The organism is Mesorhizobium xinjiangense, assembly GCF_009749525.1.
Taxonomy (GTDB): domain Bacteria; phylum Pseudomonadota; class Alphaproteobacteria; order Rhizobiales; family Rhizobiaceae; genus Mangrovimarina; species Mangrovimarina xinjiangensis.
This window is the reverse complement of the sequence record NZ_WOAC01000031.1, coordinates 24,452-50,459: the sequence shown is the minus strand read 5'-3', so window position 1 is coordinate 50,459 and position 26,008 is coordinate 24,452. Positions and strand designations below refer to the sequence as shown.

The window sequence follows — 26,008 nt, the reverse complement described above, 5'->3', positions numbered from 1 at the left end:
GCGCATCGCAAATCACTCCATCGCTCCCAGCCGAGTGAATCACAATTCCCGTGCCATTGTTGGAGTTTTTCAGCAACCTGCTAGAGCAATTCCAGGAGAAGTGGAAGCCGGTTCTCCGTCCGGAATTGCGTCGAATCAAAGAGTTAGATTGGCGAACCGATTCCGCGAAGCGGTGAGCCGATCTAGCCGACGGCACGCCTTCTGGCGAGAGGCGAAGTGGCGCAGGGCGCCTTCAATTCCTGCCGAGGATGATATCGAGGATGGAGCCGGGGCGGCGCACCGACGGGCCGCCCACCTCGGCCGCGGGAACCGGATGGGAGACCGACGCCGTCCTGTCGCCGGCCGCTTCGGGTGGACGCGCGTTGCCGGCCTCGGCGACCGGGCGTTGCGGCCGTATCGCGGGTGCGTCCTGAGCGTCGGGCAATCGCCTGCGCCAGCCGGCGCCGGGCAGCGCGGCGACCGGAACGCCCTCATGCGCGGCAGCCATGAAGTCGTGCCATGCCTGGGCCGGCAGGTTGCCGCCGGTGACGCCCTTCGTCGCGCTGCCGTCGTCATTGCCGAACCAGACGCCGGCGGTGAGATTGGCCGTGTAGCCGACGAACCAGGCATCGCGCGAGTTCTGGCTGGTGCCGGTCTTGCCGGCCGCCGGCCATCCGAAGCCGGCCTTGCGGCCGGTGCCGGCGCGAACCGTCTCGGCCATCATGGCGTTCATCATGGCGACGATCTCGGGCTTCAGGACGCGCTCGACCCCGTCATTGCCGTGTTCGTAGAGCACCTTTCCGGACGTCGTCGTCACACGGCGCACGAAATGCACGTCGGGACGGTAGCCGCCATTGGCAAACGGCACATAGGCCGCCGTCAGTTCCAGCGGCGTGACTTCCGAGGTGCCGAGCGCGATCGAGGTATTGGCGTCGAGCTTCGACTTGACGCCCATCCTGTGCGCCGCCTCGACCACCGCCTTCGGCCCCACTTCCATGGCAAGCTGCGCGGCCACCGAATTGAGTGATTTCGACAGGGCGGTCGTCAGCGTGACCTCGCCGTAATATTTGCCGTTGTAGTTCTCCGGCGTCCATTTGCCGATCCTGATCGGCGCGTCGTTGCGCACGCTTTCGGGCGTGCGGCCTTGTTCGAGCGCGGCGAGATAGACGAAGGGCTTGAAGGCCGAGCCCGGCTGGCGGCGGGCTTCAGAGGCGCGGTCGAACTGCGAATTGGCATAGTCGTAGCCGCCGACCATGGCGCGCACGGCGCCGGTATTGTCGATCGCCACCAGCGCGCCCTGCGAAACCGAGCGCTTGTCGCCCTGCTCGTCGATCAGCCGCCGCATCGTTTTTTCCGCCTGCTTCTGCAGCGTCAGATCGACGGTCGTGTCGACGATCACGTCGGCGCGCACGTCGCCGATCAATTCCGGCAATTCCTCCATGACCCGGTCGGCGACATAATGCTCCGAGCCGGTCCAATAGGCGGCGGCACGGGTGGCCGGCGCGCTCATTGCCGCCGTCATCTCGCGGTCGCCGATCATGCCCTGTTCGGCCATCGCGGACAGGACGATCTGCGAGCGCGCCTCGGCCGCCTTCGGGTCACGCGCCGGCGACAGACGCGACGGCGCCTTCAAAAGCCCGGCCAAAAGGGCGGCCTCGGACAATGAGACGTCACGCGCCGACTTGTCGAAATAGCGTCGCGCCGCCGCTTCCACGCCATAGGCTCCGGAGCCGAAATAGACCCGGTTCAGATACATCTCCAGGATCTGGTCCTTCGAATGCCTGTGCTCCAGCCACAGTGCGAGAAGGACCTCCTGCACCTTGCGCTCGATCGTCCGGTCGGGTTCCAGGAACAGGTTCTTGGCCAGCTGCTGGGTGAGCGTCGACCCGCCCTGCACGAACCCTCCCTCCAGCACATTGGTCACCATGGCCCGGGCGAGGCCCAGCGGATCGACGCCGAAATGCGAATAGAAGCGGCGGTCCTCGATCGCGATGAGGGCCTGGGGGATGTAGGGCGACATTTCATGCAGGCCGACGGCCTCGCCGCCCGTCATGCCGCGATTGGCGAGCAGCTTGCCGTCGACCGAGACGAGCTTCACATTGGGCGGACGATCCGGCACCGCCCAGGTCGTGGCGCTCGGCATGCGCGCACCGTAATAGGCGACAAGCGCCGTCGCCGCGATGCCGCCCCAGATGCCGAGAACGAGCGACCAGTAGGCGAGACCGCGCACCAGGCTCAGCATCCAGCCGCCGCCCTTGCGGCGTGGTTTTGCGGCCTTCTTGCGGCGGTCCGACGATGATTTCTTGCGTTTGGGACCCGACTTTCGCGACGGCTGTACGACGCGGTCGTCATCGCTGACCGCGAGGTCCGAGGCCTTTGACCGACGGGCCGGCTCGTCGAAGCTTGGCTCGATACGCGCACTGGTTTTCCGTCTTGCCATAAGGCCGATACCCCTTATCTCCCGGCTCATGTCCCGGATCGGAAATTCGCTGCACCCGCGGCGAACGCGGCGCGAACTCCAGATCCACCAGACCGGCGGGACGCTGGGCTGAAGCCTAAATGCGGCGATTTAAGGTGCAGTTAAACGGATTCGAGGCATTCCGTTTATCATTCAGTAACGTCCGTGGGCCCGCATCAAGCGTGCCGGCCCGAATTCGGAATCGAGATGCGAAGCGAAGAGACAAGCCGAGAGATCAGACAGGCCGGCGTCCCCCAAGGGGGACATTGCCTGAGTGCCGGCCCTGCGGTTTTCCGCAAACGGTCTGCCGCACTGCCACGCTGTCATGACGGCATTAAGGATGGATTAACGCCAATTCAAACAGGCCGTCCGGATCGTTCTGGCGAAACAACAAATCCCCGCCAACGCGTGGGGCGATGGCGGGGAACTGCGCAATCCGGTTGGGAGGTGTGGTGGGGGGTCGAATGCGTCCGGAATGCAGGACGAATTGTGCCGCAAACAGAACCGGTCGGATATGGCGTGATAGCGCCATATCCGATATCCGGCTCAACATCCAGCAAACGTTAATCTTTTGATTGCCGGGCCTTGCTAGGATGCCGTCTCTTTTGGGGTCTTGGGGGACGTCATGCATCCACACGGCAATATGGCCGCGCCCGGCCGGGCGCGGATCGACTGGGTCGATATCGGCAAGGGCATCTGCATCATTCTCGTGGTCACGGTCCACGCCACGATCGGCGTCGAGCTGGCGGCCGGACGCGAAGGCTGGATGCATTACGTCGTCGCCTTTGCCAGACCCTTCCGCATGCCCGACTTCTTCCTCATCTCCGGGCTTTTCCTCGGCCTCGTCATCGACCGGCCGTGGCGCCGCTACCTCGACCGCAAGGTCGTGCATTTCGCCTATTTCTACGTATTGTGGCTGACCATCCAGTTCGCCTTCAAGGCGCCGGGCATGGCGATGGAAGGCGGCTGGCAGGCACCGGTTCGGATCTATCTCACCGCCTTCGTGCAACCTTTCGGCACGCTGTGGTTCATCTATCTGCTGCCGATCTTCTTCGTCGTGACGCGCCTGGTGCGCGGACTGCCTGCCTGGCTTGTCCTGGCTGCGGCGGCGGCGCTCGAGTTCCTGCCCGTGCATATGCAAATCGTCATCGTCGACGAATTCTGCTCGCGCTATGTCTACTTCTTCGCGGGCTATGTGCTCGCGGAGCGGGTGTTCGCCTTCGCCGATGTCGTGCGCGTCAATCGGGCGCTCGCCCTTTGCGCCATTCTTCCATGGGCGGCGGTCAACGCATGGCTCGTCTTCACGCCGGCGCCCGAGATGCTGGCGCCATTCCTGCAAACGCCGCTCGGCAATTCCGGTGCAACCGGCGGCTGGTCGGAACTGCCGATCGTCTCGCTGGCGGCAGGCGCGGCCGGCGTGTTGTTCGTCGTCGCGGTTTCGGCGCTCCTGTCGACCGTTTCATGGAGCGGCTGGCTGCGCTGGCTTGGCGCCCATTCGATCGTCGTCTATCTCGCCTTCTTCCTGCCGATGGCCGCGGCGCGCGTTGTCTTGCTGAAGACCGGGCTGATCGCGGATATCGGCACGGTGGCGTTCCTGGCCACGGCCGCAGGTGTCATCGGGCCGGTGGTGCTTTACGGCCTGGTGCAATGGACCGGGCGCGGCCAGTTCCTGTTCGAACGGCCCGGCTGGGCGCGGGTCGAGCCGCGACAGGTGCGCCCAAGGGAGGCCGTCGCCCCGGCGGAGTGACGGCCTGCAGATCAGCTATGGGCGAAGATGTCCTGCTCGCCCCAGCCCATCAGGTCGAGCTTCGCCCGCGTCGGCAGAAAGCGGAAACAGGCATCGGCCTCGCGGCGGCGCTCCTCGCGCGCCAGCCGCATTTCCAGCACCTCGCGCAGGCGATGCAGATAGAGAACGTCGGAAGCGGCATATTCGAGCTGCTCGGGCGTCAGCGTCTCGGCCGCCCAATCGGACGATTGCTGGACCTTGGACAGCGACACGCCCAGAAGCTCGTTGCACAGGTCTTTCAAGCCGTGACGGTCGGTGTAGGTCCTGGTCAGCCGCGAGGCGATCTTGGTGCAGAAGACCGGCTCGGGCATCGCGCCCAGCCAGTGATAGAGCGCCGCCAGGTCGAAGCGCGCATAGTGGAAGATCTTGGTGATCTTGCGGTTGCGCAGGAGGGCGGCGAGATTGGGCGCCCGCTTCTGGCCGCGCTCGATCTGGACGACGTCGGCCGTGCCGTCGCCGGGCGACAGTTGCACCACGCACAAACGGTCGCGAAGCGTATTGAGGCCGAGCGTCTCGGTGTCGATGCCGATGGCATCGACGTCGTAGTGAGCCAGATCGGGCAGATCGTTCTTGTGAAAACGGATGGTCATCGTCTGTCGCTCCGCCTCCGCTTCAGCGCGCGATCGCATCGAGGATGCGGGCCCAGGAACGTTGCCCCTTGTGGAAGGAGGAGAGTTCGTACTTCTCGTTCGGCGAATGCACCCGGTCGTCGGGCAGACCGAAACCGACGAGCAGCGAATCCATGCCGAGCAGGCGCTGGAAATCGCCGACGATCGGGATCGAGCCGCCCATGGCGACCATCACCGCCTCGTTCGGCCATTCGTCCGAAAGGGCCGTTTTCGCCTCCTGCAGGAGCGGCGAATCGAAAGGCAACTGGATGGCCGGCGAATTGCCGTGCTGGTGGAACTCGACCGAGCAGTCAGCCGGGATGCGCGCCTTGACGAATTCGCGGAAAGCGGCGCGGATCCTGTTCGGGTCCTGCTTGTGGACGAGGCGGAAGGAGACCTTGGCCGAGGCCTCGGCGGCGATGACGGTCTTGAAGCCCTTGCCGGTATAGCCGCCGGTGACGCCGTTCACCTCCGCCGTCGGGCGCGCCCAGGTCAGTTCGAGCACCGAGCGTCCCTTTTCGCCGGCCGGGATCGACAGACCGACCTCGGCGAGAAAATCGTCGGCGCCGCGCTCGAGTTTCTCCCAGACCTTGAGGATGTCGGCCGGCGTTTCCTCCACCCCGTCAAAGAAGCCGGGGATCGTCACGCGGCCGTTTTCGTCATGGATATCGGCGAGAATCTTCGACAGGATGTGGATCGGGTTGGCCGCCGCACCGCCGTAGAGCCCGGAATGCAGGTCGCGATTGGCCGCCTTGACGACGATCTCCTCGCCGACGAGGCCGCGCAGCGCCGTCGAGATCGCAGGCGTTTCGTGGTCCCACATGCCGGTGTCGCAGACCAGTGCAAAGTCCGCCTTCAGTTCCTCGGCATTCGCCTCCAGAAAGGGTTTCAGCGACGGCGAGCCGGATTCCTCCTCGCCCTCGAACAGGATCGTCACCCGGCAGGGCAGCGCGCCATGCGCCGCCTTGTAGGCGCGGCAGGCCTCGACGAAGGTCATGAGCTGGCCCTTGTCGTCGGCGGCGCCGCGGGCGCGGATGACCTTGCGGCCCGCCTCGCCCGTCTTCACCGACGGGGCGAACGGATCTTCTTCCCACAGCTCCAGCGGGTCGACCGGCTGAACGTCATAATGGCCGTAAAAAAGCACATGCGGCGCGTCGGGCGTCGCACCCTCGTGATGCGCGACGACCATCGGATGGCCCGCCGTCTCGCGTATACCCGCCTCGAAGTCCATCGCCGACAGATCCGCCACCAGCCATTCGGCCGCCTTGCGGCAGTCGCCGGCAAATGCGGGATCGGTGGAGATCGACTTGATGCGCAGAAGCTCGAACAGGCGTTCGAGACTGTGGTCGAGATTGTCGTCGAGGGATTTGAGAACCGGCTCAAGAGCAGTCATGTCGGGGCCTTCCGTCTTTCGATGAAGGCGCGACCCTAAAGCGGCGTGCCCGAAAGTGGAAGCCGGTTTTCAGGCATTGTGTCAGGACGCAGCGACGCGGAAATCCCGATGCATGGCCGCAATAGGCGTCCTTTTGCATGCCACCTGGACGCCGCCGCCTGGCCTAAGCGTTTGCGCTTTGCTGGGAGGATCGCTCGAGCCCTGCGGCTGATCCGGCCGGCGCAAAGACCGTGATGGCCGCGGGATGCACCAGGAACTGTGCCGGCGTCGAGGTCACGATCTCGCCGTCGGCGTTGACCGGCATCGGCTTTTCCGTCTCGATCCTGAAGTTGACGCAGCGCGCCGTGCGCACCTCGCTCCACGCGCTATGACGGCCGCTGCGGAAGGAGCGCAGCATCAGCGCAAGCTTCCACACATTGCGCATTTCGAGGCTGTAGAGGTCGAGATGGCCGTCGTCGATCGCCGCCGTCTCCTCCACCACGTTGCCGCCGCCATAATGGCGTCCGTTGCCGACCGCGATCTGCATGCTCGAGGCCGTGGTCTTTTGGCCCTTTTCGGTGATGGTGGCGCGGAAGGACCGTGCCTTGCCCAGAACGCGCAGCGCGGCAAGCGCGTAGCCGAGGCGCCCCCAGCGCTTCTTCAGTCCCGCATCCAGCCCGTGGGCGAGATCCGCGCTCAGACCGATGCTGGCGACGTTGAAGAAACCATGGCCGTTGACCGAGCCCATGTCGATCTTGCGTGTGGCCCCGGCGACGATCACATCGGCCGCCATCTCCAGATCCATGGGAATGTCCAGCGTGCGTGCCAGGTCGTTTGCCGTGCCCGCCGGCAAAATGCCGAGCGGAAGACCGCTTTCCATGACCGCGAAGGCGCCGGAGGCGACCGTTCCGTCACCGCCGCACAGGACCACCAGATCGGCGCCGGCGCGCAATCGCACGATGTCGCGCGCGATCTCGGGCAGGGCCGAAAAGGACTCCACGGTCACCTCGATGCCGCCGACCTCGAGGCGGCGGATGACGGCGTCGAGACTTTCGCTGCCGCGCCTCGACTTGGGATTGACCAGGAGCAGGGCGCGACGCCCGTCACGGTTTTGTGCCATGCCAAACTGTCCGATCGTGCGTATCGTTCACTTGAAATGAAATGGCCACCGTGGTGGAGGGGGAACCACGGTGGCCGTACTCAAAAGGTGCGGCAGCCCGGAGAGGGGGGATGAGGCTGCCGCGTTGTTCGGCGAGGCGGGGGACGGGCCTTTGACCGAACTCGGCTATAATTGCCGATGCCCCAAAAGATGGTGTGGAAAAGTGGCGATTCAAGGGCACAAAAATTACACGTTTGTAACAAACGTGTGATTGCCGGCGTTTGGCAGGATCGCGGTTCGCAGCGGCCCTTTCGCGTGGATTTCCGCGCCGCGCCGCGCTATGGCTTCGGCCATGAAAAACGGTGATCACCTCTTCCTCGTCGACGGCTCGGGCTACATTTTCCGCGCCTATCACGCCCTGCCCCCCTTGACACGCAAATCGGACGGTTTGCCGGTCGGTGCCGTGTCCGGATTCTGCAACATGCTGTGGAAGCTGATGCAGAATGCGCGCGATACCTCGGTGGGCGTCACGCCGACCCATTTCGCCGTCATTTTCGACTATTCGTCGAAGACGTTTCGCAACGAGCTCTACCCCGAATACAAGGCCAACCGGTCCGAGCCGCCGGAAGATCTGATCCCGCAATTCGGCCTCATCCGCCAGGCGACCAAGGCCTTCGACCTGCCCTGCATCGAGATGGAGGGCTTCGAGGCCGACGACCTGATCGCGACCTATGCCAGGCTGGCGCGCGAAGCCGGCGGCGATGCGACGATCATCTCCTCCGACAAGGACCTGATGCAGATCGTCTGCGACAAGGTCTCGATGTACGACCCGATGAAGGACCGTGAGATCGGCGTGCCCGAGGTGATCGAGAAATGGGGCGTGGCGCCCGACAAGATGATCGACCTGCAGGCGCTGACCGGCGATTCGATCGACAACGTGCCCGGCGTGCCGGGGATCGGGCCGAAGACGGCGGCACAACTGCTCGAGACCTACGGCGATCTCGACACGCTGTTGGAGCGGGCCTCGGAGATCAAGCAGAACAAGCGCCGCGAATCGATCATCGAGAATGCCGAGAAGGCGCGCATTTCACGCGAGCTCGTGCGGCTGAAAAACGACGTGCCGATCACCGACGGGCTCGACACCCTCCTCCTGCAGCCGCCCAACGGGCCGAAGCTGATCGCTTTCCTGAAGGCGATGGAATTTTCCTCCCTTACGCGCCGTGTGGCCGACGCCACGGGCGCCGATGCCGGCGAGATCGAGCCGGCCGAGGTCGCGGTGGAAAGCGGCGGGAAGGCGCACGGGCCGGATGTCGGGGCCGGCGATGGTGCGAACGCCGAAAGCGTGAAGGATGCCGGAGCCACGGGCCGGCCGACGGACGCACCGGCATGGACGCCAAAAGCCCTTGCCGCGGCGCGCGCCGAGGCCGCCGTCGCCTCGCCCGTCGACCACGGCGCCTATGTCACGATCCGCGACATGGAGACGCTCGAGGCCTGGATTGCCGAGGCAAGAGAGGCCGGCGCCTTCGCCATCGACACCGAGACGACCTCGCTCGACCCGATGAGCGCCGAACTGGTCGGCGTTTCGATCGCCACGCGACCAGGACGCGCGGCCTATGTGCCGCTCGCCCACAAGAACGGCGCCGGCGACCTGCTCGGCGGCGGGCTGGTCGAGGGCCAGATTGCCTCCGCGGAGGTCCTGGCGGCGCTCAAGGACCTTTTGTCGGACCCGTCGGTGCTGAAAATCCTCCACAACGCCAAATATGACTGGCTGCTGCTCTACCGGCTCGGTCTGCCGGTGGCGCCGATAGACGACACGATGCTGATCTCCTACGTGCTGGAGGCCGGCCGGGGCAGCCATGGCATGGATGCGCTGTCGGAACGCTGGCTCGGCCACACCCCCATTTCCTACAAGGAGGTCGCCGGCTCCGGCCGGAAAATGCTCACCTTCGACATGGTCGACATCGACAGGGCCTCGGCCTATGCGGCGGAGGACGCCGACGTGACGCTTCGCCTGTGGCGGGTCCTGAAACCGCGTCTGGCCGCCGACGGGCTGGTCTCCGTCTATGAGCGGCTGGAGCGGCCGCTGGTCCCGGTCATCGGGCGCATGGAGCATCGCGGCATCCGCGTCGACCGGCAGATCCTGTCGCGGCTTTCCGGCGATCTCGCACAGACGGCGGCGGGCATCGAGGAAGAGATCTACAAGCTTGCCGGCGAGCGCTTCAACATCGGCTCGCCGCGCCAGCTCGGCGAAATCCTGTTCGGCAAGATGGGCCATGCCGGCGCGCGCAAGACGTCGACCGGGCAATGGTCGACCTCGGCCCAGGTGCTGGAGGACCTTGCGGCGGAAGGCCACGAACTGCCGCGCAAGATCGTCGACTGGCGCCAGGTCACCAAGCTGAAGTCCACCTATACCGACGCTCTGCCCGGCTTCATCAACCCTGAGACCAACCGCGTCCACACCTCCTATGCGCTGGCCGCCACGACGACGGGACGCCTGTCGTCGTCGGAACCCAATCTGCAGAACATCCCGGTGCGCACGGCCGAGGGGCGCAAGATCCGCACGGCCTTCATCGCCGAGCCCGGCCACAAGCTGATTTCGGCCGATTACAGCCAGATCGAGCTCCGTGTGCTGGCGCATGTCGCCGACATTCCCCAGCTCAAACAGGCCTTCGCCGACGGGATCGACATTCACGCCCTGACGGCCTCGGAAATGTTCGGCGTGCCGGTGGAAGGCATGCCCGGCGAGGTGCGCCGGCGCGCCAAGGCGATCAATTTCGGCATCATCTACGGCATATCGGCCTTCGGGTTGGCCAACCAGCTTTCGATCCCGCGCGAAGAGGCGGGCGCCTACATCAAGAAATATTTCGAGCGCTTCCCGGGCATCAAGGACTACATGGACGCCACCAAGGCAGCGGCGCGCAGCCAGGGCTATGTCGAGACGATCTTCGGCCGCCGGGCGCACTATCCCGAGATCCGCTCGTCCAACCCGCAGGTCCGCGCCTTCAACGAGCGCGCCGCCATCAACGCGCCGATCCAGGGCTCGGCAGCCGATATCATCCGCCGCGCCATGGCGCGCATGGAAAAGGCGCTGGCCGCGGCCGGGCTGGAAGACATCAGCATGCTTTTGCAGGTGCATGACGAACTGATCTTCGAGGCGCGCGCAGACGATGTCGAAGCGGCAATCCCGATCATCCGCGCGACGATGGAGAATGCCGCCATGCCGGCCGTCGCCATGTCGGTGCCGCTGCATGTCGACGCGCGCGCGGCCGACAATTGGGACGAGGCGCACTGATCAAGAAGCTTTCCGGTTGGGAACCGGGGCATCGCGTATAGGTCGTTATGCCCCCTCCACCGCCTTCGGCGGTCCCCCTCCCCCGCTTCGCAGGGGAGGAACCGGCACCGCCGCCGCGGATCCTCCTCCATTTATGGGGGAGGGGGACCATGCGAAGCATGGTGGAGGGGGCAAAGGTGATTGCCCTAGCGCGCATTTGCTTCAAACGGAAACGTTTGAAGCAAAGATATGCCCGCCGGATCAATATGTTGGAGCCGGCACCAACAAGGAAGGCCGCGGCCTGTCAGCCGGCCTTGGCCGCGCAATCCGCGCAGAGACCGCGCACCTCGATGATGGCCTTTGCGGGCTGAAACCCGGTTTCGCTGGCCAGGCCCTGCAGCCGCTTGACGACCGTGGCGTCGGTGAACTCGATCACCTGCCCGCAATCCTCGCAGATGGCAAAGGCCGTCGTCTCGTGCTCATGCGCATGATCGCCGGTGCAGGCGACGAAGGAGTTCAGGCTTTCCAGGCGATGGACCAGGCCGGCCTTGGTCAGCCGGTCGAGCGCCCGGTAGACCTGCAGCGGGGCGCGAAAGCCTTGCTCCCGGAGCTGGTCGAGCAGGGCATAGGCGCTCAGTGGCGCGCGCGCGCTTTCCAGCGCGTCGAGAACCAGCACCTGGTTGCGCGTCAAATCCGCCCGAACGTCGATATGGCCTGCCGTCATCGCCTTCGCCGATTGTTTTCCAGCCCCCTATGTCGCCGCCCGGCCGCACGGATGCAAGGGTCGGGCGCGCAAAATCGCCAACTAGGCCACGCCGGCCCCTGTAGCGAACGTGCCCAGCACCTCGTCCAATTCGTTGAGAGAGGCAATCAGCCGGTCGGCGCCGAGGTCGGCCGCCGGTCCTTTGGTATAGCCGCCTTCCACGACGATGGCCGCGATGCCGGCGGCGTGGGCCGATTGCACGTCGGCGGCGCTGTCGCCGACGAGAACCGTGCTCTCGGGCGTCGCCCGGCAGGTCTTCATCGCCGCCAGAACCATGTCCGGCGCCGGCTTTTTCGGCATGCCGTCGGTGCCGCCGACGACGGTTTCGATGAAGCGGGCAAGGCCGAGGCGCTCGAGGATCGTTTCGGCGGCGCGTTGCGGCTTGTTGGTCACCACGGCAAGCCGCATGCCGCGCCCATGAAGCCGTTCCAGGACCTCCCCGGCGCCGGACATCGGCGTCGTCAGAACGGTCAGATGATCGTCGTAGATCGAGACCATGCGGTCACACTGGGCGGCGAGTTCGTCCGGCCCCGGCCGCAGGCCGCGCGCGGCAAAGGCACGCTCCACCAGCTTTGGCAGGCCGTGGCCGACCATGGACTTCACCTCGTCCAGCGACAGCGGCGCAAACCCGTTTTCGGCCAGCAGGATGTTCACCGACGCGGCAAGGTCCGGCACCGAATCGATCAGCGTGCCGTCGAGGTCGAACAGCACGGCCACCGGCCAGGCAGGTTCCGCAGACGCCATTGTCAGACGTCCTGCTTCCACTTGATGGAACAGCCGATCGAGGCGACCTGGTCTTCCGGTCCCTCGCCCGTTCGGGCGATCTGGCGCATGGCTTCGACAAGGTCCCGGCGCGCGCCCTCGGCGTTTTCGTTGCGTCCGGCCTCGTCGAGGCGGCCGCGATATTGCAGCTTCATGTCGGCATTGAAGCCGAACAGGTCCGGCGTGCAGGCGGCGCCATAGGCACGGGCCAGTTTCTGGTCCTCGTCATGCAGATACGGAAAGAACAGGCGGTGCCGCTCGGCGAACAGCTTCATCTTGTCGAAGGAATCGGCGGGATAGGCCGCGGCATCGTTGGAATTGACGGCGACGAAGCCGACACCGACCTCGTCGAGCACGCGCGCGTCTTCCACCATGCGGTCGATCACCGCCTTCACATAGGGGCAGTGATTGCAGATGAAGGCGACGACGAGGCCGCCGGGGCCTGCCAGGTCGAAGATGCGGTATGTCTGGCCGTCAACGCCGGGAAGTTCGGCGTCGACCGCCGGCCAACCGAAATCGCAAACGGGAGGAACTGCTGCCATGGTGTGCTGCCTCCTTCTCTGGAACAGAATTCGCGCTTAAGCCGCGCGCCCGATCGCGCCGTCGCCGGCCTCACGGATGGCGGCAATGTTGGCGCGGTAGGCGGCTTCGCCGCCGCCCTTGAAGACGGCCGAGCCGGCAACCAGCACATTGGCGCCGGCGGCCGTCACCAGCGGCGCGGTCTCGGGCGTCACGCCGCCGTCGATCTCGATGTCGATCGGCCGCTCGCCGATCAGCGCCTTGACCCGCTTCACCTTCTCGACCACCGCCGGGATGAAGGCCTGGCCACCGAAGCCGGGATTGACCGTCATCAAAAGCACGAGGTCGAGCCTGTCGAGCACATATTCGATCGCGCTTTCGGGCGTCGAGGGATTGAGCGACACGCCCGCCTTCTTGCCGAGATCGCGGATCGCCTGCAGCGATCGGTCGAGATGCGGGCCCGCCTCGGCATGGACGGTGATGATGTCGCAGCCGGCATCGGCGAAGGCGGCGAGATAGGGATCGGCCGGCTCGATCATCAAATGGCAGTCGAAGACCTTGTCGGTGCGACCGCGGATCGCCTTGATGACCGGCGGTCCGAAGGTGATGTTGGGCACGAAATGACCGTCCATCACGTCGAGATGGATCCAGTCGGCGCCGGCGGCGGCGACCGCCTCCACCTCCTCGCCCAGGCGCGAGAAATCGGCCGAGAGGACGGACGGCGCGATGATGGTACGATTGCTCATGTTCCGGGCCCCTTACACAGATCAGGCAAGGTCAATTGGCCTTGCCGGCCCGCATTGTCAACGCCCGCCGGGCTGCTCTTTCACGCCGAAGGTCAGGCGACGGCGCGCGCCAGCGCGCATTGCGACCAGAGATCCGACAATGCGCCGATCAGATGATCGATGTCGGCATCGGTGTGCAGCGGCGAGGGCGTGATGCGCAGGCGCTCCGTCTTGCGCGGCACGGTCGGATAGTTGATCGGCTGAACATAGACGCCGTAATTGTCGAGCAGCAGGTCGGAGATCCACTTGCACTTCACCGGATCGCCAACCATCACCGGCACGATATGGCTCGGGTTGGGCATATAGGGGATGCCCATCGCGTCGAGCCGGCCGCGCACGGCCCTGACCCGCTCCTGATGGCGCGCGCGCTCGACCTGGCTCGTCTTGAGATGCCGGATCGAGGCCAAAGCGCCGGCGGCGACCGAAGGCGGCAGGGCCGTGGTGAAGATGAAGCCGGACGCATAGGAGCGGATGAAATCGCACAGCGCGGCCGAGCCGGTGATATAGCCGCCGACGACGCCGAAGGCCTTGCCGAGCGTGCCCTCGATCAGCGTGATGCGGTCCATCAGGCCTTCGCGCTCGGCGATGCCGCCGCCGCGCGGTCCGTAAAGGCCGACCGCATGCACCTCGTCGAGATAGGTCATGGCGCCGTGCTTTTCGGCGACCGCGACGATCTCGGCCATCGGCGCGATATCGCCGTCCATGGAATAGACGCTCTCGAAGGCGACGATCTTCGGCCGGTCAGGTCCGTATTCGGACAGGATGCGGTCGAGATCCTGCACGTCATTGTGCTTGAAGATGCGCTTTTCGGCCTTGGAATGGCGGATGCCCTCGATCATCGAGGCGTGATTGCCGGCGTCGGAGACGATGACGCAGCCGGGGATGTTGGCGCCCAGCGTGCCGAGCGAAGCCCAGTTCGATACATAGCCGGAGGTGAAGATCAGCGCCGATTCCTTGCCGTGCAGATCGGCCAGTTCGCGTTCCAGAAGCACGTGATAATGGTTGGTGCCGGAGATGTTGCGCGTGCCGCCGGCGCCGGCGCCGCATTTGTCGAGCGCCTCGTGCATGGCCGCGATCACCGCGGGATGCTGGCCCATGCCCAGATAGTCGTTCGAGCACCAGACGGTGACGTCGCGCATCTCGCCGTCGACAAACCGCGTGGCGCGCGGAAACGACCCGGCGTGCCGCTCGAGCTCGGCAAATACGCGGTAGCGGCCTTCGGTGTGCAAGTCATCGAGCTTCGTGGCGAAAAAAGCTTCGAAGTCCATCGTCCAATCTCCTTGGAAGCGTTCTAACCTACCGTTGTCGCTTTGTCTTCCCGAAACAAACGCGGCAAAACGTTCCATCTCGAATTGCTCCCCACGCCGGCAGGCGAGGCGTCCGGCCGGCCTCCCATGGGTCGGACGAACGGCCGTCTCCACATCGCCTTTTCGCACAGGACCGCAACACGCTCCGTCAAGCGTTTCACATCGATACGCTCAGAGCGTGGTGACCATGCGGTGGGTCGGCGGATGGACCATGCGCACCAGCGTGATCGGGCGTTCGGCCAGCCATGTCATGCGCTCGGCGACGAAAACCGCCTCGCCCTCGGGCAATTGCAGGACGGCCTTTTCCTCCTCGGACGCCCGCGCCGCGCCGAACACAAATTCGGCATGCGAGAACGGCGCGTTGGCGACCAGCCATTCGTTCGGGCCGGTCTCCTCGAAGCTTTCCTTTTCGGCCTGCGGCACGGCGGAAAGATTGATCCAGCGATCCTCATATTGATATGGCCTGCGGTCGGCGGTGTGCAGGCAGCGCGCATGCATGACGCGCGCATCGGCCGGCAGGGCGAGCCGGGCGCGCAGGAAGTCCGGCGCGGCGCGCACCTCGCGGCTCAGCAGCGTGTAGTGGTATAGGCTTCCCGCCTGCTCGATTTCCTGGCGCACCAGCGGAATGGCGAAGCGAGCCTGGCGCACGGAATGCAGGGCGACGCGCGTGCCCGACTTGCGCTTGCGCTCGACCAGACCCGAGCGGGCAAGCTCCTGCAGGGCGCGGTTGACCGTCGCCCGCGCAGCGCCGAATTCCACCGCCAGCGCCTCCTCGCCCGGTATGATCGCGCCCGGCTCCCAGACGCGCCGGGCGATGCGCCGCTCGAGCTCGGCCCGAATGTCGCGAAAGGAATTGCGGCGCATGGCGCTGTTTCCGTTTGACACATTATGTCTATACATAATAGCATCAAATCCAGGTTTGAAAACCGGAAACCCTCTGCCATGCCCCGAAATATCCTGTCCGGCCTGCGCATTGCCACAATGGACAAGGGCGATACCGCCTACGGTCTGGTCGAGCGCGGTTCGATCGGCCTCGAAGATGATCGCATCGTCTGGGTGACGGCCGGGAACGCGGTGCCCTCGGACTGGCGCGGTGTCGAGATTGAGGATTTCGGCGGCCGGCTGGCCACCCCCGCCCTCATCGATTGCCACACCCACCTCGTCTTCGGCGGCAACCGCGCCAAAGAGTTCGAAATGCGGCTTGAGGGCGCAAGCTACGAGGAGGTCGCGCGCGCCGGTGGCGGCATCGTCTCCACCGTCGCCGCCACCCGCGCCATGGGCGAGGATGCGCTGGTCGAGGACGCCTTGCCGCGCCTCGACGCGCTGATCGGCGAGGGTGTCGCCACCGTCGAGATCAAGTCCGGCTACGGGCTGACGGCCGAGGACGAACTGAAAATGCTGCGCGCGGCGCGGCGGCTGGAGACAATGCGGCCGGTGCGCGTGAAGACGAGCTATCTCGCTGCCCACGCCGTGCCGCCGGAATATAAGGGCCGCGCGGACGCCTATATCGACGAGATAGTCCTGCCCGGCATGGAAGCGGCCAGCGATCTCGGCCTCGTCGACGCCGTGGACGGATTTTGCGAAGGCATAGCCTTTTCGCCCGAACAGATGAACCGCGTTTTCGCCAGGGCGCGCGCGCTCGGCCTGCCGGTCAAGCTCCACGCCGAGCAGCTTTCCGATCTGGGCGGCGCGAAGCTCGCCGCCTCTTATGGTGCGCTTTCGGCCGACCATCTGGAATATCTGGACGAGGACGGCGTGGCGGCGATGGCCGAGGCCGGCACCGTCGCCGTACTTCTTCCGGGCGCCTTCTACACGCTGCGCGAGACGCAATTGCCGCCCGTCGCGGCGCTGCGCAGGGCGGGCGTGCCGATTGCGGTTGCAACCGACTGCAATCCCGGCTCCTCGCCGCTCGCCTCGCTTCTTCTGACGCTCAACATGGCCTGCACGCTTTTCCGCCTGACGCCGGAAGAGGCGCTGGCAGGGGCGACGCGCGAGGCGGCAAGGGCGCTGGGGCTTCAGGATGAAACCGGCACCTTGGAGCCCGGCAAGCGCGCCGACATCGCCATCTGGGACGTGGAGCACCCTGCCGAACTCACCTACCGCATCGGCTTCAATCCGCTTCACCGCCGTATCGTGGGAGAAGATGCATGACGCTCGTGCTGCAACCGGGCAAGGTCTCCATCCGCGAGTTGGAGCGCATCTGGCGCGAGAAGCCTGCCGTTCGCCTCGATCCCGCCTGCCACGCCGGCATCGAAGCCGCCGCAAAGCGCATTGCCGGGATCGCCGAGGGCGAAGATCCGATCTACGGCGTCAATACCGGTTTCGGAAAACTGGCCAGCGTGCGCATTCCGCCGTCGGACGTGGCAACCCTGCAGCGCAACCTGATCCTGTCGCATTGCTGCGGCGTCGGGGATCCGCTGCCGGGCGACATCGTGCGGCTGATCATGGTGCTGAAGCTCATATCGCTGGGGCGCGGCGCCTCCGGTGTGCGGCCGCAGACCGTGGCGCTCATCGAGGCGATGCTGGAGCGCAACGTCCTGCCGGTCATTCCCGAAAAGGGCTCGGTCGGCGCATCGGGCGATCTCGCCCCGCTCGCGCACATGACGGCGGCGATGATCGGCGAGGGCGAAGCCTGGTTCGCCGGCGAACGCATGCCGGCCGGGGCCGCCCTCGAGAAAGCCGGACTGACGCCGATCGTGCTCGCCGCCAAGGAAGGACTGGCGCTGATCAACGGCACGCAGGTGTCGACGGCGCTGGCGCTGGCGGGCCTCTTCCGCACCCATCGCGCGGCACGCTCGGCGGTGATCACCGGCGCCCTGTCGACCGATGCGGCGATGGGCTCTTCCGCCCCGTTCCACCCGGAAATCCATACCTTGCGCGGGCATCGCGGCCAGATCGACACCGCTGCCGCACTCTGGCGGCTGCTCGACGGCTCGCCGATCCGCGAGAGCCACCGCGAAGGCGACGAACGCGTCCAGGATCCCTACTGCATCCGCTGCCAGCCGCAGGTCGACGGCGCCTGCCTCGACATATTGCGCATGGCGGCGGCGACGCTCGAGACCGAAGCCAATGCTGTGACCGACAATCCGCTCGTGCTTTCCGATGGCTCCATCGTCTCGGGCGGCAACTTCCACGCCGAACCGGTCGCCTTTGCCGCCGATCAGATGGCACTCGCCATCTGCGAGATCGGCGCAATCGCCCAGCGCCGCATCGCGCTTCTGGTCGATCCGGCGCTGTCCTTCGGCCTGCCGGCCTTTCTGGCCAAGAAGCCGGGGCTCAATTCCGGCCTGATGATCGCCGAGGTCACGTCGGCCGCGCTGATGTCGGAAAACAAGCAGATGGCCCATCCGGCTTCCGTCGATTCCACGCCGACTTCAGCCAACCAGGAAGACCATGTGTCGATGGCCTGCCATGGCGCGCGGCGCCTTCTCGCCATGACCGACAATCTTTCCGCCATCATCGGCATCGAGGCGATGACCGCCGCGCAAGGGGTCGAGTTGCGCGCACCGCTGAAAACCAGTGCCGAACTGCAAAAAGCGCTCGGCGCCATCCGCGCCGCCGTACCGCCGCTGGAGGTCGACCGCTACATGGCGGCCGATCTCGAAGCGGCAGCGGAACTGGTGCGCTCAGGCGCGCTCAATGCCAGCGTCGGAGCGGACATCCTGCCGGAATTGAGGAGCGAGCCGTGATGCCGGTCGCAGCCCGCCTGGTGCATTTGCCGCAAATGATCGTTACCCCGGCCCAGACGCTGCGGCCGGCACAGGGAGACTGACCATGACCGATCCGCGCCACAACGTCCGCGAGGTGAAAGCGCCGCGCGGGAGTGAGCTCAATGCCAAGAGCTGGCTGACCGAGGCGCCCTTGCGCATGCTGATGAACAATCTCGACGCCGAGGTGGCCGAAAACCCCAACGAACTGGTCGTCTATGGCGGCATCGGCCGCGCCGCGCGCACCTGGGACGATTTCGACCGCATCGCCGCGACACTCAAGGACCTCGAGGACGACGAGACGCTGCTCGTCCAGTCCGGCAAGCCGGTCGGCGTCTTCCGCACGCACAAGGACGCACCGCGCGTGCTGATCGCCAATTCCAACCTGGTGCCGCACTGGGCCAATTGGGATCATTTCTCCGAGCTCGATAAGAAGGGCCTGATGATGTACGGCCAGATGACGGCCGGGTCCTGGATCTATATCGGCACGCAGGGCATCGTACAGGGCACCTACGAGACCTTCATCGAGGCCGGACGCCAGCACTATGACGGGAACCTGAAGGGCCGGTGGATCCTGACCGCCGGCCTCGGCGGCATGGGCGGCGCGCAGCCTCTGGCCGCGGTCATGGCGGGCGCCTGCTGTCTTGCCGTCGAATGCGATGAAAGCCGCATCGATTTTCGGCTTCGCACCCGCTATGTCGATGAAAAGGCCACCTCGCTCGACGAGGCGCTGGAGATGATCGAGCGCTGGACGAAGGCCGGCGAGGCGAAGTCGGTCGGCCTTCTGGGCAACGCCGCCGAGATCGTGCCGCAGTTGCTCAAGCGCGGCGTGCGCCCCGACATGGTCACCGATCAGACCTCGGCGCATGATCCGGTCAACGGCTATCTGCCGAAAGGCTGGACGGTTGCCGAATGGCGCGACAAGCGCGAGAGCGATCCCAAGGCGGTGGAGAAGGCGTCCCGCGCCTCCATGCGCGACCATGTGGAGGCGATGGTGGCCTTCTGGGAGGCCGGCGTGCCGACGCTCGACTACGGCAACAACATCCGCCAGGTGGCCAAGGAAGAAGGTTTCGACAACGCCTTCGCCTTCCCCGGCTTCGTGCCGGCCTATATCCGCCCGCTGTTTTGCCGCGGCGTCGGCCCCTTCCGCTGGGCCGCACTTTCCGGCGACCCGGAAGACATCTACCGCACCGACAGACGAGTGAAGGAGCTTCTGCCCGACAATGAACACCTGCATCGCTGGCTCGACATGGCGCGCGAGCGCATCGCCTTTCAGGGCCTGCCGGCGCGCATCTGCTGGGTCGGGCTCGGCGACCGGCACCGCCTCGGCCTCGCCTTCAACGAAATGGTGGCGAGCGGCGAATTGAAAGCGCCGGTGGTCATCGGCCGCGACCATCTGGATTCGGGCTCCGTCGCCTCGCCCAACCGCGAGACGGAAGCCATGAAGGACGGCTCCGATGCCGTCTCCGACTGGCCGCTGCTCAACGCGCTCTTGAACACCGCGTCCGGTGCCACCTGGGTATCGCTGCATCATGGCGGCGGGGTCGGCATGGGTTTTTCACAGCATGCGGGCATGGTGGTCTGCGCCGACGGCACGGACGATGCGGCGCGACGTCTCGAGCGCGTTTTGTGGAACGACCCGGCGACCGGCGTCATGCGCCATGCCGATGCCGGCTATGACGAGGCGCTTTCCTGCGCCCGCGAGAAGGGCCTGCGGCTTCCGGGAATTCTTGGAAACTGAGGGGCGCAGGTCACGCCACCTTCTTGGCCTCCTCGCGGATTTCCTCGGTCAACCGGATCTTGAGGTCGAGGAAATCCGGCTCCGCCTTCATCCGGTAGTCGCGTGGGTGCGGCAGCGGCACCTTGACGTCGGCCTTGATGCGGCCCGGACGCGCCGACATCACCAGGCAGCGGCTGCCGAGAAAGATCGCCTCCTCGATATCGTGGGTGACGAAGAGCACGGTCTTCTGGTCGGCTTCCCATATTTCCAGGAGCAGTTCCTGCATCAGGCCACGCGTCTGGTTGTCGAGTGCGCCGAAGGGCTCGTCGAGCAACAGGATCGCCGGATCGTTGGCGAGCGCGCGGGCGATCGCCACGCGTTGCTGCATGCCGCCCGAGAGCTGCTTCGGCCAGTGCCGCTCAAAACCCTTCAGCCCGACCTTGCCGATATAGTCGGCCACGATCGCCTCGCGCTCGGATTTCGCCATGCCCTTTTCGCGCAGCCCGAATTCGATGTTCTCGGCCACCGTCAGCCAGGGGAACAGCGTGTAGGACTGAAAGACCATGCCGCGATCTGCACCTGGCCCGGTCACCTGGCGTCCGCGCACGACGACCTTGCCGCCCGACGGCTCGTCGAGCCCGGCGACGATGCGCAGGAGGGTCGACTTGCCGCAGCCCGACGGCCCGAGAATGGTCACGAAATCGTTTTCGCCGACCTCGACCGAAACGGGCGTGAGTGCGTGTGTGGGCTGACCGCCGTGCACGCCGGGAAAGGTTCGCGACACATTGTCGATCGAGACGGCGCTCATGCCAGGCTCCACGGAAAGAGACGACGATTGGCCTCCTTGAACAGGAAATCGGAGATCAGGCCGATCAGCCCGATGACGATTATGCCGAAGATGATCTGGCCGGTGTTCAGGAGCGCCTGGCTGTCGACGATCATGTGGCCGATGCCCGAGGACGAGCCGATCAGTTCGGCGACGATGACATAGGTCCACGCCCAGCCCAGGACGAGACGCAGGATCTCGGCGATCTGCGGCGCTGCCGAGGGGATCAGCACCCGCCGCACGACACCGTTGTCGCCGGCGCCGAGCGTATAGGCCGCCTCGACGAGGTCGCGCCGGGTCTGACCGACGGCGACGGCCACCATGAGGATGATCTGGAACACTGCGCCGATGAAGATGACGAGCAGCTTCTGCGTTTCGCCGATGCCCGCCCAAAGGATCAACAACGGGATGAAGGCGGAGGCCGGCAGGTAGCGGGCGAAGGAGACGAAGGGTTCGAAGAAGGCCTCCACAGCCTTCCAGGCGCCCATGGCGATACCCAGCGGCACGGCGACAAGGGCGGCCAGCACGAAGCCGCCAAGGACGCGCCAGATGGTGATCGCGATGTCGTAGCTGAAACCGTACTCGGTCAAGAGGCTCCAGCCCTCCTCGACCATTCGCACCGGGCTTGCCAGGAACAGGGGCGAGACAAAGCCGCCGAAGGTGACCAGCGACCAGACGGCAAGAAAGATCAGGAAGAAGAGAATGCCGAGCCCGATGCGCATGGGCGCAGGCACAGGGCGCAATGGCCGGAGATAGGCCGGTCTGGACGAAGAGGAGGACGACTGATCCATAGGGCGGGGGTCTCAAGGGTCGTTCGGTTTGCGGGACCGCGTGGCTTTGGCATTCATCCACAACGGGGTCAACGCCCCGAGCTGGAACATGTCCCGCTCAAACGGTGACGTTTGAGCCAAAGTCACATGTTCCAGCATATTGATCTGGCGCGCATATCTTTGCTTCAAACGTTTCCGTTTGAAGCGAATGCGCGCAAGGCGGAGCGAGGCAACATCACGGAGGAAGACACCGGCAGCGGCCGGATTTCATCACGTCAATGACAATTTCCGGCCACCGGCACGCATGGTGCAGCGTAACGGCGGTGCTATTCCATCCAGCTCGTATCGATGAGCTCGGACGTCTCGGGGATCGACTTGATGACGCCGATCTTTTCGAGCAGCGGACCTGCCTTGGCGTAGAACTCCTGGATGCCGCCATTCATGAAGGCCTTGTTGGCCTCGGCATCCTGCCATTCCAGATAGCCGGCGGACTTGCCGAACTGCTCGCCGGTCTGCTTGACGTCGGCGCCCATGATCTCGAAAGACTTGTCCTTGTCGTTCTCGATCATGGCCAGAGCATCATAATAGCCCTTGGCGAGCGCCTTCACCGCCTCCGGATTGCTGGCGATAAATTCCGGTGTGCAGCCGAACGTGTCCATGACGACCGGATAATCGATCGTCGTGGCGATGATCTTGCCCGCGTCGGGATTGTCGCGCACGGCGGAAAGGTAGGGTTCGTAGGTCATCGCCGCGTCGTTCTGGCCGGCGATGAAGGCCTGGGCTGCGGCAGAGGGCTCGAGATTGGCGATCGTGACGTCGTCGAGCGAAAGACCGTTCTCGTTGAGCATCCAGGCAAGCACGAAATAGGGCGACGTGCCCGGCGCAGACGCAGCGACGGTCTTGCCCTTCAGCTCCGTGATCGAATTGACGTCGTTGCGCACCGCCATGCCATCGGCGCCATGCGACATGTCGAGCTGGAAGAGCTGCTTGATCGGCACGCCATTGGCGTTCCAGATCATGAAGGTTTCGACCGTCGTCGCCGCGCACTGGATGTCGCCCGAAGCGATGGCGAGATGGCGGTCCTTCTGTGGGATCTTCTTGACCTCGACGTCAACCCCGTTCTCTTCGAAGATACCGGCCTCCTTGGCCAGTGTCAGCGGCGCAAACCCGGTCCAGCCGCTCATGCCAATGGCGACCTCGGTGCCTTCAGCCTGCGCGGCGCCAGCCGCCAGCACGAGTGCGGCTGCGGCCGCGCCCAACCCCGATACGATCTTCATGTTCCACTCCGAATGCTTGCTCGAAAGAGCCTCCCGGAACGGATGGCATCACACCGAACAGGGGCTGTCAATCACCCTCGCGCACAGCGATTGCGCAGTGCACAATTTCTGTGCGCGCAGCGATGCGAAGGTCAGCGGCCGGAGCCCGGCCGGTAGACGAAATGATCAAAATCGGCGACGCGCGCGCGGCCGCTGGTATCGAACGCCGCCATGCCGACGAAGGCTCCGGTGAAGGAGCCGTGCTCGCCACGGCCCGCCTCGTCGGAGACGATGCTGGCATCGAGCATCGGACCGATCTTCTGCCAATCTTCATCGCCCTCGAGCGAGAAGAAGAACTGCAGCTCGGCCCCGTGAACCTCGGCCGCGAGTGCCACCGCGCCGTGATCGGGGATCGAAAGCGGCTCGGAAAGCGGGAATGTCAGCCGTCCGTCCGGCCAGTCGCCGGGACACGACATGATCCGCAGCACCCGGCCCTTGCCGGGATGAAAGGTCGCCGCCAGGAAATGAAACTTGTGGCGGTTGTAATAGTGCACCAGGCCGGCGGCCTGCTGGTAGGTGTCGGGGTCGAAGCCAAGCGCCGTCTCGGCGCGGAAATCGAAATCTTCCTGGCGGCGCGCGACCAGCGCCTGCTCGAACCAGCTGCCGATCGATTCCCGGCCGATGAGGCGCAACCTGCCCGGATTGTCGGTGAGCGAGAAGATGCGTTCGGGATAGGGCGTGCGCAGCCACTGGAAATCGGCCGGCAGGTCGGGACCGGAAAAATCGTAGCGCCGGGTTTCCCGCTCCGTTGGCTCCGGCGCCCCCTTTGGCGCCTCGACCTCGACCGCCGGCACATGGCCGCCCTGGGCCAGCCGCAGCCAGCCGTCGTCGCCCCACACGCAGCGCTGGATCGCCGTTTCGCGGCCGAGCGGCGAGCGGCGCAGGCCGGGGAGCGGCCGCGAGCACAGATGCGTATGATAGACCTCGCCGTTCGGCGTTTCCACCATCTGGCCGTGGCCGGCGCGCTGCAGGACCGCGTCGGGCGCGTCCTTCGAGGTGATGAGATGAATGTCTGGATGCAGCTCGTATGGCCCGTCGATCCGGCGCGCCCGCGCCATGGTGACGGCGTGGTCATAGCCCGTCCCGCCCTCGGCCGTCGTCAGGTAGTACCAGCCGCCGCGCTTGAAGAGATGCGGCCCCTCGACGAGCCCGTGCGGACTGCCGGCGAAGATGTTCCTGACCGGCCCGACCAGCCGGCCTTCGGCCGCGTCGTATTCCTGCATCAGAATGCCGTCGAAGGAGGGATGCTTCGGATTGCCGCCGACGCCCGTCGAGACATGGTTCCATTGCATGTTGAGGAACCATTTGCGCCCGTCGTCGTCGTGAAACAGCGACGGGTCGAAACCGCTCGAATTGACATAGACGGGGTCGGACCACGGCCCCTCGATCGCCGGCGCGGTGACGATGTAGTTGTGTGCGTCCTTGAAATTGCCGTCGAGCCGCTTGACGTCGGTATAGACCAGCCAGAACAGCCCGTCGGCATAGGAGAGGCATGGCGCCCAGACACCGCCCGAATCGGGATTGCCGCGCATGTCGAGCTGGCTTGCGCGCTCCAGCGGCCGCTTGACGAGCCGCCAGTTCACCAGATCGCCCGAGTGATGGATCTGGACGCCGGGAAACCACTCGAAGGTCGAGGTGGCGATGTAATAGTCGCCGCCGACGCGGCAGATCGAAGGGTCGGCATTGAAGCCGGGCAGGATCGGATTGCGTATCATGCTAATATTACTATCGCGCTGAATGCTTCCGCGCCAGCCGTGATACGGGGAGGATACGACCTTCACCCTCGTCCTTCGACAAGCTCAGGATGAGGGATGAAGGCCCGCGTTTGGTGTCAGTGTCCGCGTCTCGAAACCGGCAACATATCTGCCGCGCCTCCACCCTCAGCCTGCCACAACGCCGTCCCTTCAGCCCTCATCCTGAGCCCAACAGAACAGAGCCCTCATGGTGAGCCTGTCGCACCACGAGGGCGGGACGCGAAACCACGCCTTACACCTCAACCTCCGCCGCCATGCCCTTTTGCCTGGCGAGCTCGACCGCGGCAGCGGCCACGGCGAGGTCCTGCAGCCCGACACCGGTGCCGTCGAACAGCGTAATCTCGTCATCGGAGGTGCGGCCCGGATGCTCGCCCGTGATGACGGCGCCGAGCGGTGTCACCGCGTCCTCGCCGATCAGGCCTTCTGAAAAGGCATGCTGGGACTCGCCGATCGAAATGGCTTGCGCCACCTCGTCGGTAAACAGCGTGGCGGCGGCGACAAGCGCGGCATCAACCTCCTGCTTGCCCTTGGTGTCGGTGCCCATGCAGGCCAGATGCGTGCCGGGGCGCACATGTTCGCGCATCAGCGTCGGGGCAAAGCTCGACGTGATGGTGATGATGACATCGGCCTCCGCGCCCAGGCGATCGAGCTCGACCGCCTCGAAGGGCAGGCCGATATCGGCCGCCGTCTCCTCCAGCCGGGCCAGCATCTCGGGGTGCAGGTTCCAGCCAACGATTTTCTCGAACCCACGCTGCTCGACCGCGGCGCGCAGCTGGAAGGCGGACTGGAAGCCGGCCCCGACAATGCCGAGCACCCTGGCGTCCTTGCGCGCCAGATGGCGGATCGAGACGGCGGACGCCGCCGCCGTGCGCATGGCGGTGAGATAATTGCCGCCCACCATGGCGCTCGGCCGTCCGGTATCGGCGTCGAACAGGAAGACGGTCGACTGGTGGTTGGTCAGGCCGCGCTTCTCGTTGCCCGGCCAGTAGCCGCCGGATTTCAGTCCCAGCACGAGTTGCGAGCGGTCGAAACCCGACTTGAAGCCGTAGAGCGCATCGGCATGGCCGATCGCCTCGCGGACGACGGGGAAGTTATAGGCATCGCCGCGCGCCATGGCGGCGAAGACGCTCTCGACGGCTTTGAATGCGGCGGAACGGTCGATGATTTCGCGGCAGGTCGCCTCGGTCACGATGAGCATGCGGGCCG

General features: G+C 65.4%; 21 protein-coding genes. 6 read left to right on the top strand and 15 right to left on the bottom strand.

All coding sequences use genetic code 11. From position 1 onward, the window contains the following. Nucleotides 1-232 precede the first annotated feature (232 nt). Nucleotides 233-2,419: a transglycosylase domain-containing protein gene (locus GM909_RS23485; protein WP_157019729.1), complete on the bottom strand. Its 2,187-nt coding sequence runs from the start codon at nucleotides 2,417-2,419 to the stop codon at nucleotides 233-235. A 643-nt stretch (nucleotides 2,420-3,062) separates the two neighbouring features. Here GM909_RS23485 and GM909_RS23480 point away from each other — a divergent pair. After that, nucleotides 3,063-4,184 (top strand): acyltransferase family protein, encoded by a 1,122-nt coding sequence (locus tag GM909_RS23480; RefSeq protein WP_157019726.1) that lies wholly within the window; start codon nucleotides 3,063-3,065, stop codon nucleotides 4,182-4,184. Between the two features lie 11 nt (nucleotides 4,185-4,195). Here the strand turns inward: GM909_RS23480 and GM909_RS23475 are convergent, their stop codons facing one another. The 3 genes from GM909_RS23475 to GM909_RS23465 form a co-directional block, all read right to left on the bottom strand. Then, nucleotides 4,196-4,813 carry a ribonuclease D gene (locus GM909_RS23475; protein ID WP_157019723.1) on the bottom strand — a complete coding sequence of 206 codons (618 nt, stop codon included), beginning with the start codon at nucleotides 4,811-4,813 and terminating at the stop codon, nucleotides 4,196-4,198. 22 nt (nucleotides 4,814-4,835) lie between these two features. After that, the gene (locus tag GM909_RS23470; protein ID WP_157019720.1) at nucleotides 4,836-6,224 is read right to left on the bottom strand and encodes a dipeptidase; all 1,389 of its coding nucleotides are present in this window, start codon (nucleotides 6,222-6,224) and stop codon (nucleotides 4,836-4,838) included. Between the two features lie 163 nt (nucleotides 6,225-6,387). After that, nucleotides 6,388-7,323 (bottom strand): lipid kinase, encoded by a 936-nt coding sequence (locus tag GM909_RS23465; RefSeq protein ID WP_157019717.1) that lies wholly within the window; start codon nucleotides 7,321-7,323, stop codon nucleotides 6,388-6,390. A 319-nt stretch (nucleotides 7,324-7,642) separates the two neighbouring features. On the opposite strand from GM909_RS23465, the gene polA reads away from it, so the two are divergent. Then, complete coding sequence (gene polA / locus GM909_RS23460) at nucleotides 7,643-10,594, top strand: DNA polymerase I (RefSeq protein ID WP_407941349.1); 2,952 nt, start codon at nucleotides 7,643-7,645, stop codon at nucleotides 10,592-10,594. Nucleotides 10,595-10,877: 283 nt separating this feature from the next. Here polA and GM909_RS23455 read toward each other — a convergent pair whose 3' ends face one another. The 6 genes from GM909_RS23455 to GM909_RS23430 form a co-directional block, all read right to left on the bottom strand. Further along, nucleotides 10,878-11,282, bottom strand: a complete 405-nt coding sequence (locus tag GM909_RS23455; protein WP_407941350.1) for a Fur family transcriptional regulator — start codon at nucleotides 11,280-11,282, stop codon at nucleotides 10,878-10,880. 96 nt (nucleotides 11,283-11,378) lie between these two features. After that, complete coding sequence (gene gph, locus GM909_RS23450; protein WP_157019708.1) at nucleotides 11,379-12,080, bottom strand: phosphoglycolate phosphatase; 702 nt, start codon at nucleotides 12,078-12,080, stop codon at nucleotides 11,379-11,381. A 2-nt stretch (nucleotides 12,081-12,082) separates the two neighbouring features. Then, entirely contained in the window at nucleotides 12,083-12,640 is a 558-nt protein-coding gene (locus tag GM909_RS23445; protein WP_157019705.1) for a thioredoxin family protein, read from the bottom strand. A gap of 36 nt (nucleotides 12,641-12,676) precedes the next feature. Continuing rightward, nucleotides 12,677-13,363: a ribulose-phosphate 3-epimerase gene (gene rpe, locus GM909_RS23440; RefSeq protein WP_157019702.1), complete on the bottom strand. Its 687-nt coding sequence runs from the start codon at nucleotides 13,361-13,363 to the stop codon at nucleotides 12,677-12,679. A 92-nt stretch (nucleotides 13,364-13,455) separates the two neighbouring features. Further along, nucleotides 13,456-14,670, bottom strand: a complete 1,215-nt coding sequence (gene hemA / locus GM909_RS23435) for a 5-aminolevulinate synthase (protein ID WP_157019699.1) — start codon at nucleotides 14,668-14,670, stop codon at nucleotides 13,456-13,458. A 210-nt stretch (nucleotides 14,671-14,880) separates the two neighbouring features. Next, on the bottom strand, nucleotides 14,881-15,573 hold the full coding sequence (locus GM909_RS23430; RefSeq protein WP_157019696.1) for a GntR family transcriptional regulator: 693 nt from the start codon (nucleotides 15,571-15,573) through the stop codon (nucleotides 14,881-14,883). Between the two features lie 78 nt (nucleotides 15,574-15,651). Between GM909_RS23430 and hutI the strand changes: the two genes are divergently transcribed. From hutI to hutU, 3 genes are all read left to right on the top strand, one after another. Continuing rightward, on the top strand, nucleotides 15,652-16,860 hold the full coding sequence (gene hutI / locus GM909_RS23425) for an imidazolonepropionase (RefSeq protein WP_157019693.1): 1,209 nt from the start codon (nucleotides 15,652-15,654) through the stop codon (nucleotides 16,858-16,860). Next, nucleotides 16,857-18,398, top strand: coding sequence for a histidine ammonia-lyase (gene hutH, locus GM909_RS23420; RefSeq protein ID WP_157019690.1), 1,542 nt, complete (start codon nucleotides 16,857-16,859; stop codon nucleotides 18,396-18,398). Before hutI ends, hutH begins: the two co-directional genes overlap by 4 nt. Nucleotides 18,399-18,483: 85 nt before the next feature. Then, nucleotides 18,484-20,157, top strand: coding sequence for a urocanate hydratase (gene hutU / locus GM909_RS23415; protein WP_157019687.1), 1,674 nt, complete (start codon nucleotides 18,484-18,486; stop codon nucleotides 20,155-20,157). Between the two features lie 10 nt (nucleotides 20,158-20,167). On the opposite strand, the gene GM909_RS23410 is transcribed toward hutU, so the two are convergent. Then, entirely contained in the window at nucleotides 20,168-20,944 is a 777-nt protein-coding gene (locus GM909_RS23410; protein ID WP_157019684.1) for an ABC transporter ATP-binding protein, read from the bottom strand. Continuing rightward, nucleotides 20,941-21,684 carry an ABC transporter permease gene (locus GM909_RS23405; RefSeq protein WP_235912040.1) on the bottom strand — a complete coding sequence of 248 codons (744 nt, stop codon included), beginning with the start codon at nucleotides 21,682-21,684 and terminating at the stop codon, nucleotides 20,941-20,943. The genes GM909_RS23410 and GM909_RS23405 overlap by 4 nt, the downstream gene beginning before the upstream one ends. A 195-nt stretch (nucleotides 21,685-21,879) precedes the next feature. Here GM909_RS23405 and GM909_RS26330 point away from each other — a divergent pair, with 195 nt between their 5' ends. Next, nucleotides 21,880-22,014, top strand: coding sequence for a hypothetical protein (locus tag GM909_RS26330; protein WP_268890787.1), 135 nt, complete (start codon nucleotides 21,880-21,882; stop codon nucleotides 22,012-22,014). A gap of 44 nt (nucleotides 22,015-22,058) precedes the next feature. Here GM909_RS26330 and GM909_RS23400 read toward each other — a convergent pair whose 3' ends face one another. The 3 genes from GM909_RS23400 to bhcD form a co-directional block, all read right to left on the bottom strand. Continuing rightward, entirely contained in the window at nucleotides 22,059-23,009 is a 951-nt protein-coding gene (locus GM909_RS23400) for an ABC transporter substrate-binding protein (RefSeq protein WP_157019678.1), read from the bottom strand. A gap of 131 nt (nucleotides 23,010-23,140) precedes the next feature. Continuing rightward, nucleotides 23,141-24,763 carry a glycoside hydrolase family 43 protein gene (locus GM909_RS23395; protein ID WP_157019675.1) on the bottom strand — a complete coding sequence of 541 codons (1,623 nt, stop codon included), beginning with the start codon at nucleotides 24,761-24,763 and terminating at the stop codon, nucleotides 23,141-23,143. 271 nt (nucleotides 24,764-25,034) lie between these two features. Further along, the gene (gene bhcD, locus GM909_RS23390) at nucleotides 25,035-26,000 is read right to left on the bottom strand and encodes an iminosuccinate reductase BhcD (protein ID WP_157019672.1); all 966 of its coding nucleotides are present in this window, start codon (nucleotides 25,998-26,000) and stop codon (nucleotides 25,035-25,037) included. Nucleotides 26,001-26,008 lie beyond the last annotated feature (8 nt).

Excerpts from the sequence above, each read along its gene's own strand:
- GM909_RS23485 (WP_157019729.1), bottom strand. The coding sequence starts at position 2,419 with ATGGCAAGACGGAAAACCAGTGCGCGTATCGAGCCAAGCTTCGACGAG.
- GM909_RS23480 (WP_157019726.1), top strand. The coding sequence starts at position 3,063 with ATGCATCCACACGGCAATATGGCCGCGCCCGGCCGGGCGCGGATCGAC.
- GM909_RS23475 (WP_157019723.1), bottom strand. The coding sequence starts at position 4,813 with ATGACCATCCGTTTTCACAAGAACGATCTGCCCGATCTGGCTCACTAC.
- GM909_RS23470 (WP_157019720.1), bottom strand. The coding sequence starts at position 6,224 with ATGACTGCTCTTGAGCCGGTTCTCAAATCCCTCGACGACAATCTCGAC.
- GM909_RS23465 (WP_157019717.1), bottom strand. The coding sequence starts at position 7,323 with ATGGCACAAAACCGTGACGGGCGTCGCGCCCTGCTCCTGGTCAATCCC.
- polA (WP_407941349.1), top strand. The coding sequence starts at position 7,643 with ATGGCTTCGGCCATGAAAAACGGTGATCACCTCTTCCTCGTCGACGGC.
- gph (WP_157019708.1), bottom strand. The coding sequence starts at position 12,080 with ATGGCGTCTGCGGAACCTGCCTGGCCGGTGGCCGTGCTGTTCGACCTC.
- GM909_RS23445 (WP_157019705.1), bottom strand. The coding sequence starts at position 12,640 with ATGGCAGCAGTTCCTCCCGTTTGCGATTTCGGTTGGCCGGCGGTCGAC.
- rpe (WP_157019702.1), bottom strand. The coding sequence starts at position 13,363 with ATGAGCAATCGTACCATCATCGCGCCGTCCGTCCTCTCGGCCGATTTC.
- hemA (WP_157019699.1), bottom strand. The coding sequence starts at position 14,670 with ATGGACTTCGAAGCTTTTTTCGCCACGAAGCTCGATGACTTGCACACC.
- GM909_RS23430 (WP_157019696.1), bottom strand. The coding sequence starts at position 15,573 with ATGCGCCGCAATTCCTTTCGCGACATTCGGGCCGAGCTCGAGCGGCGC.
- hutI (WP_157019693.1), top strand. The coding sequence starts at position 15,652 with ATGCCCCGAAATATCCTGTCCGGCCTGCGCATTGCCACAATGGACAAG.
- hutH (WP_157019690.1), top strand. The coding sequence starts at position 16,857 with ATGACGCTCGTGCTGCAACCGGGCAAGGTCTCCATCCGCGAGTTGGAG.
- hutU (WP_157019687.1), top strand. The coding sequence starts at position 18,484 with ATGACCGATCCGCGCCACAACGTCCGCGAGGTGAAAGCGCCGCGCGGG.
- GM909_RS23410 (WP_157019684.1), bottom strand. The coding sequence starts at position 20,944 with ATGAGCGCCGTCTCGATCGACAATGTGTCGCGAACCTTTCCCGGCGTG.
- GM909_RS23405 (WP_235912040.1), bottom strand. The coding sequence starts at position 21,684 with ATGCGCATCGGGCTCGGCATTCTCTTCTTCCTGATCTTTCTTGCCGTC.
- GM909_RS26330 (WP_268890787.1), top strand. The coding sequence starts at position 21,880 with ATGTTCCAGCATATTGATCTGGCGCGCATATCTTTGCTTCAAACGTTT.
- GM909_RS23400 (WP_157019678.1), bottom strand. The coding sequence starts at position 23,009 with ATGAAGATCGTATCGGGGTTGGGCGCGGCCGCAGCCGCACTCGTGCTG.
- GM909_RS23395 (WP_157019675.1), bottom strand. The coding sequence starts at position 24,763 with ATGATACGCAATCCGATCCTGCCCGGCTTCAATGCCGACCCTTCGATC.
- bhcD (WP_157019672.1), bottom strand. The coding sequence starts at position 26,000 with ATGCTCATCGTGACCGAGGCGACCTGCCGCGAAATCATCGACCGTTCC.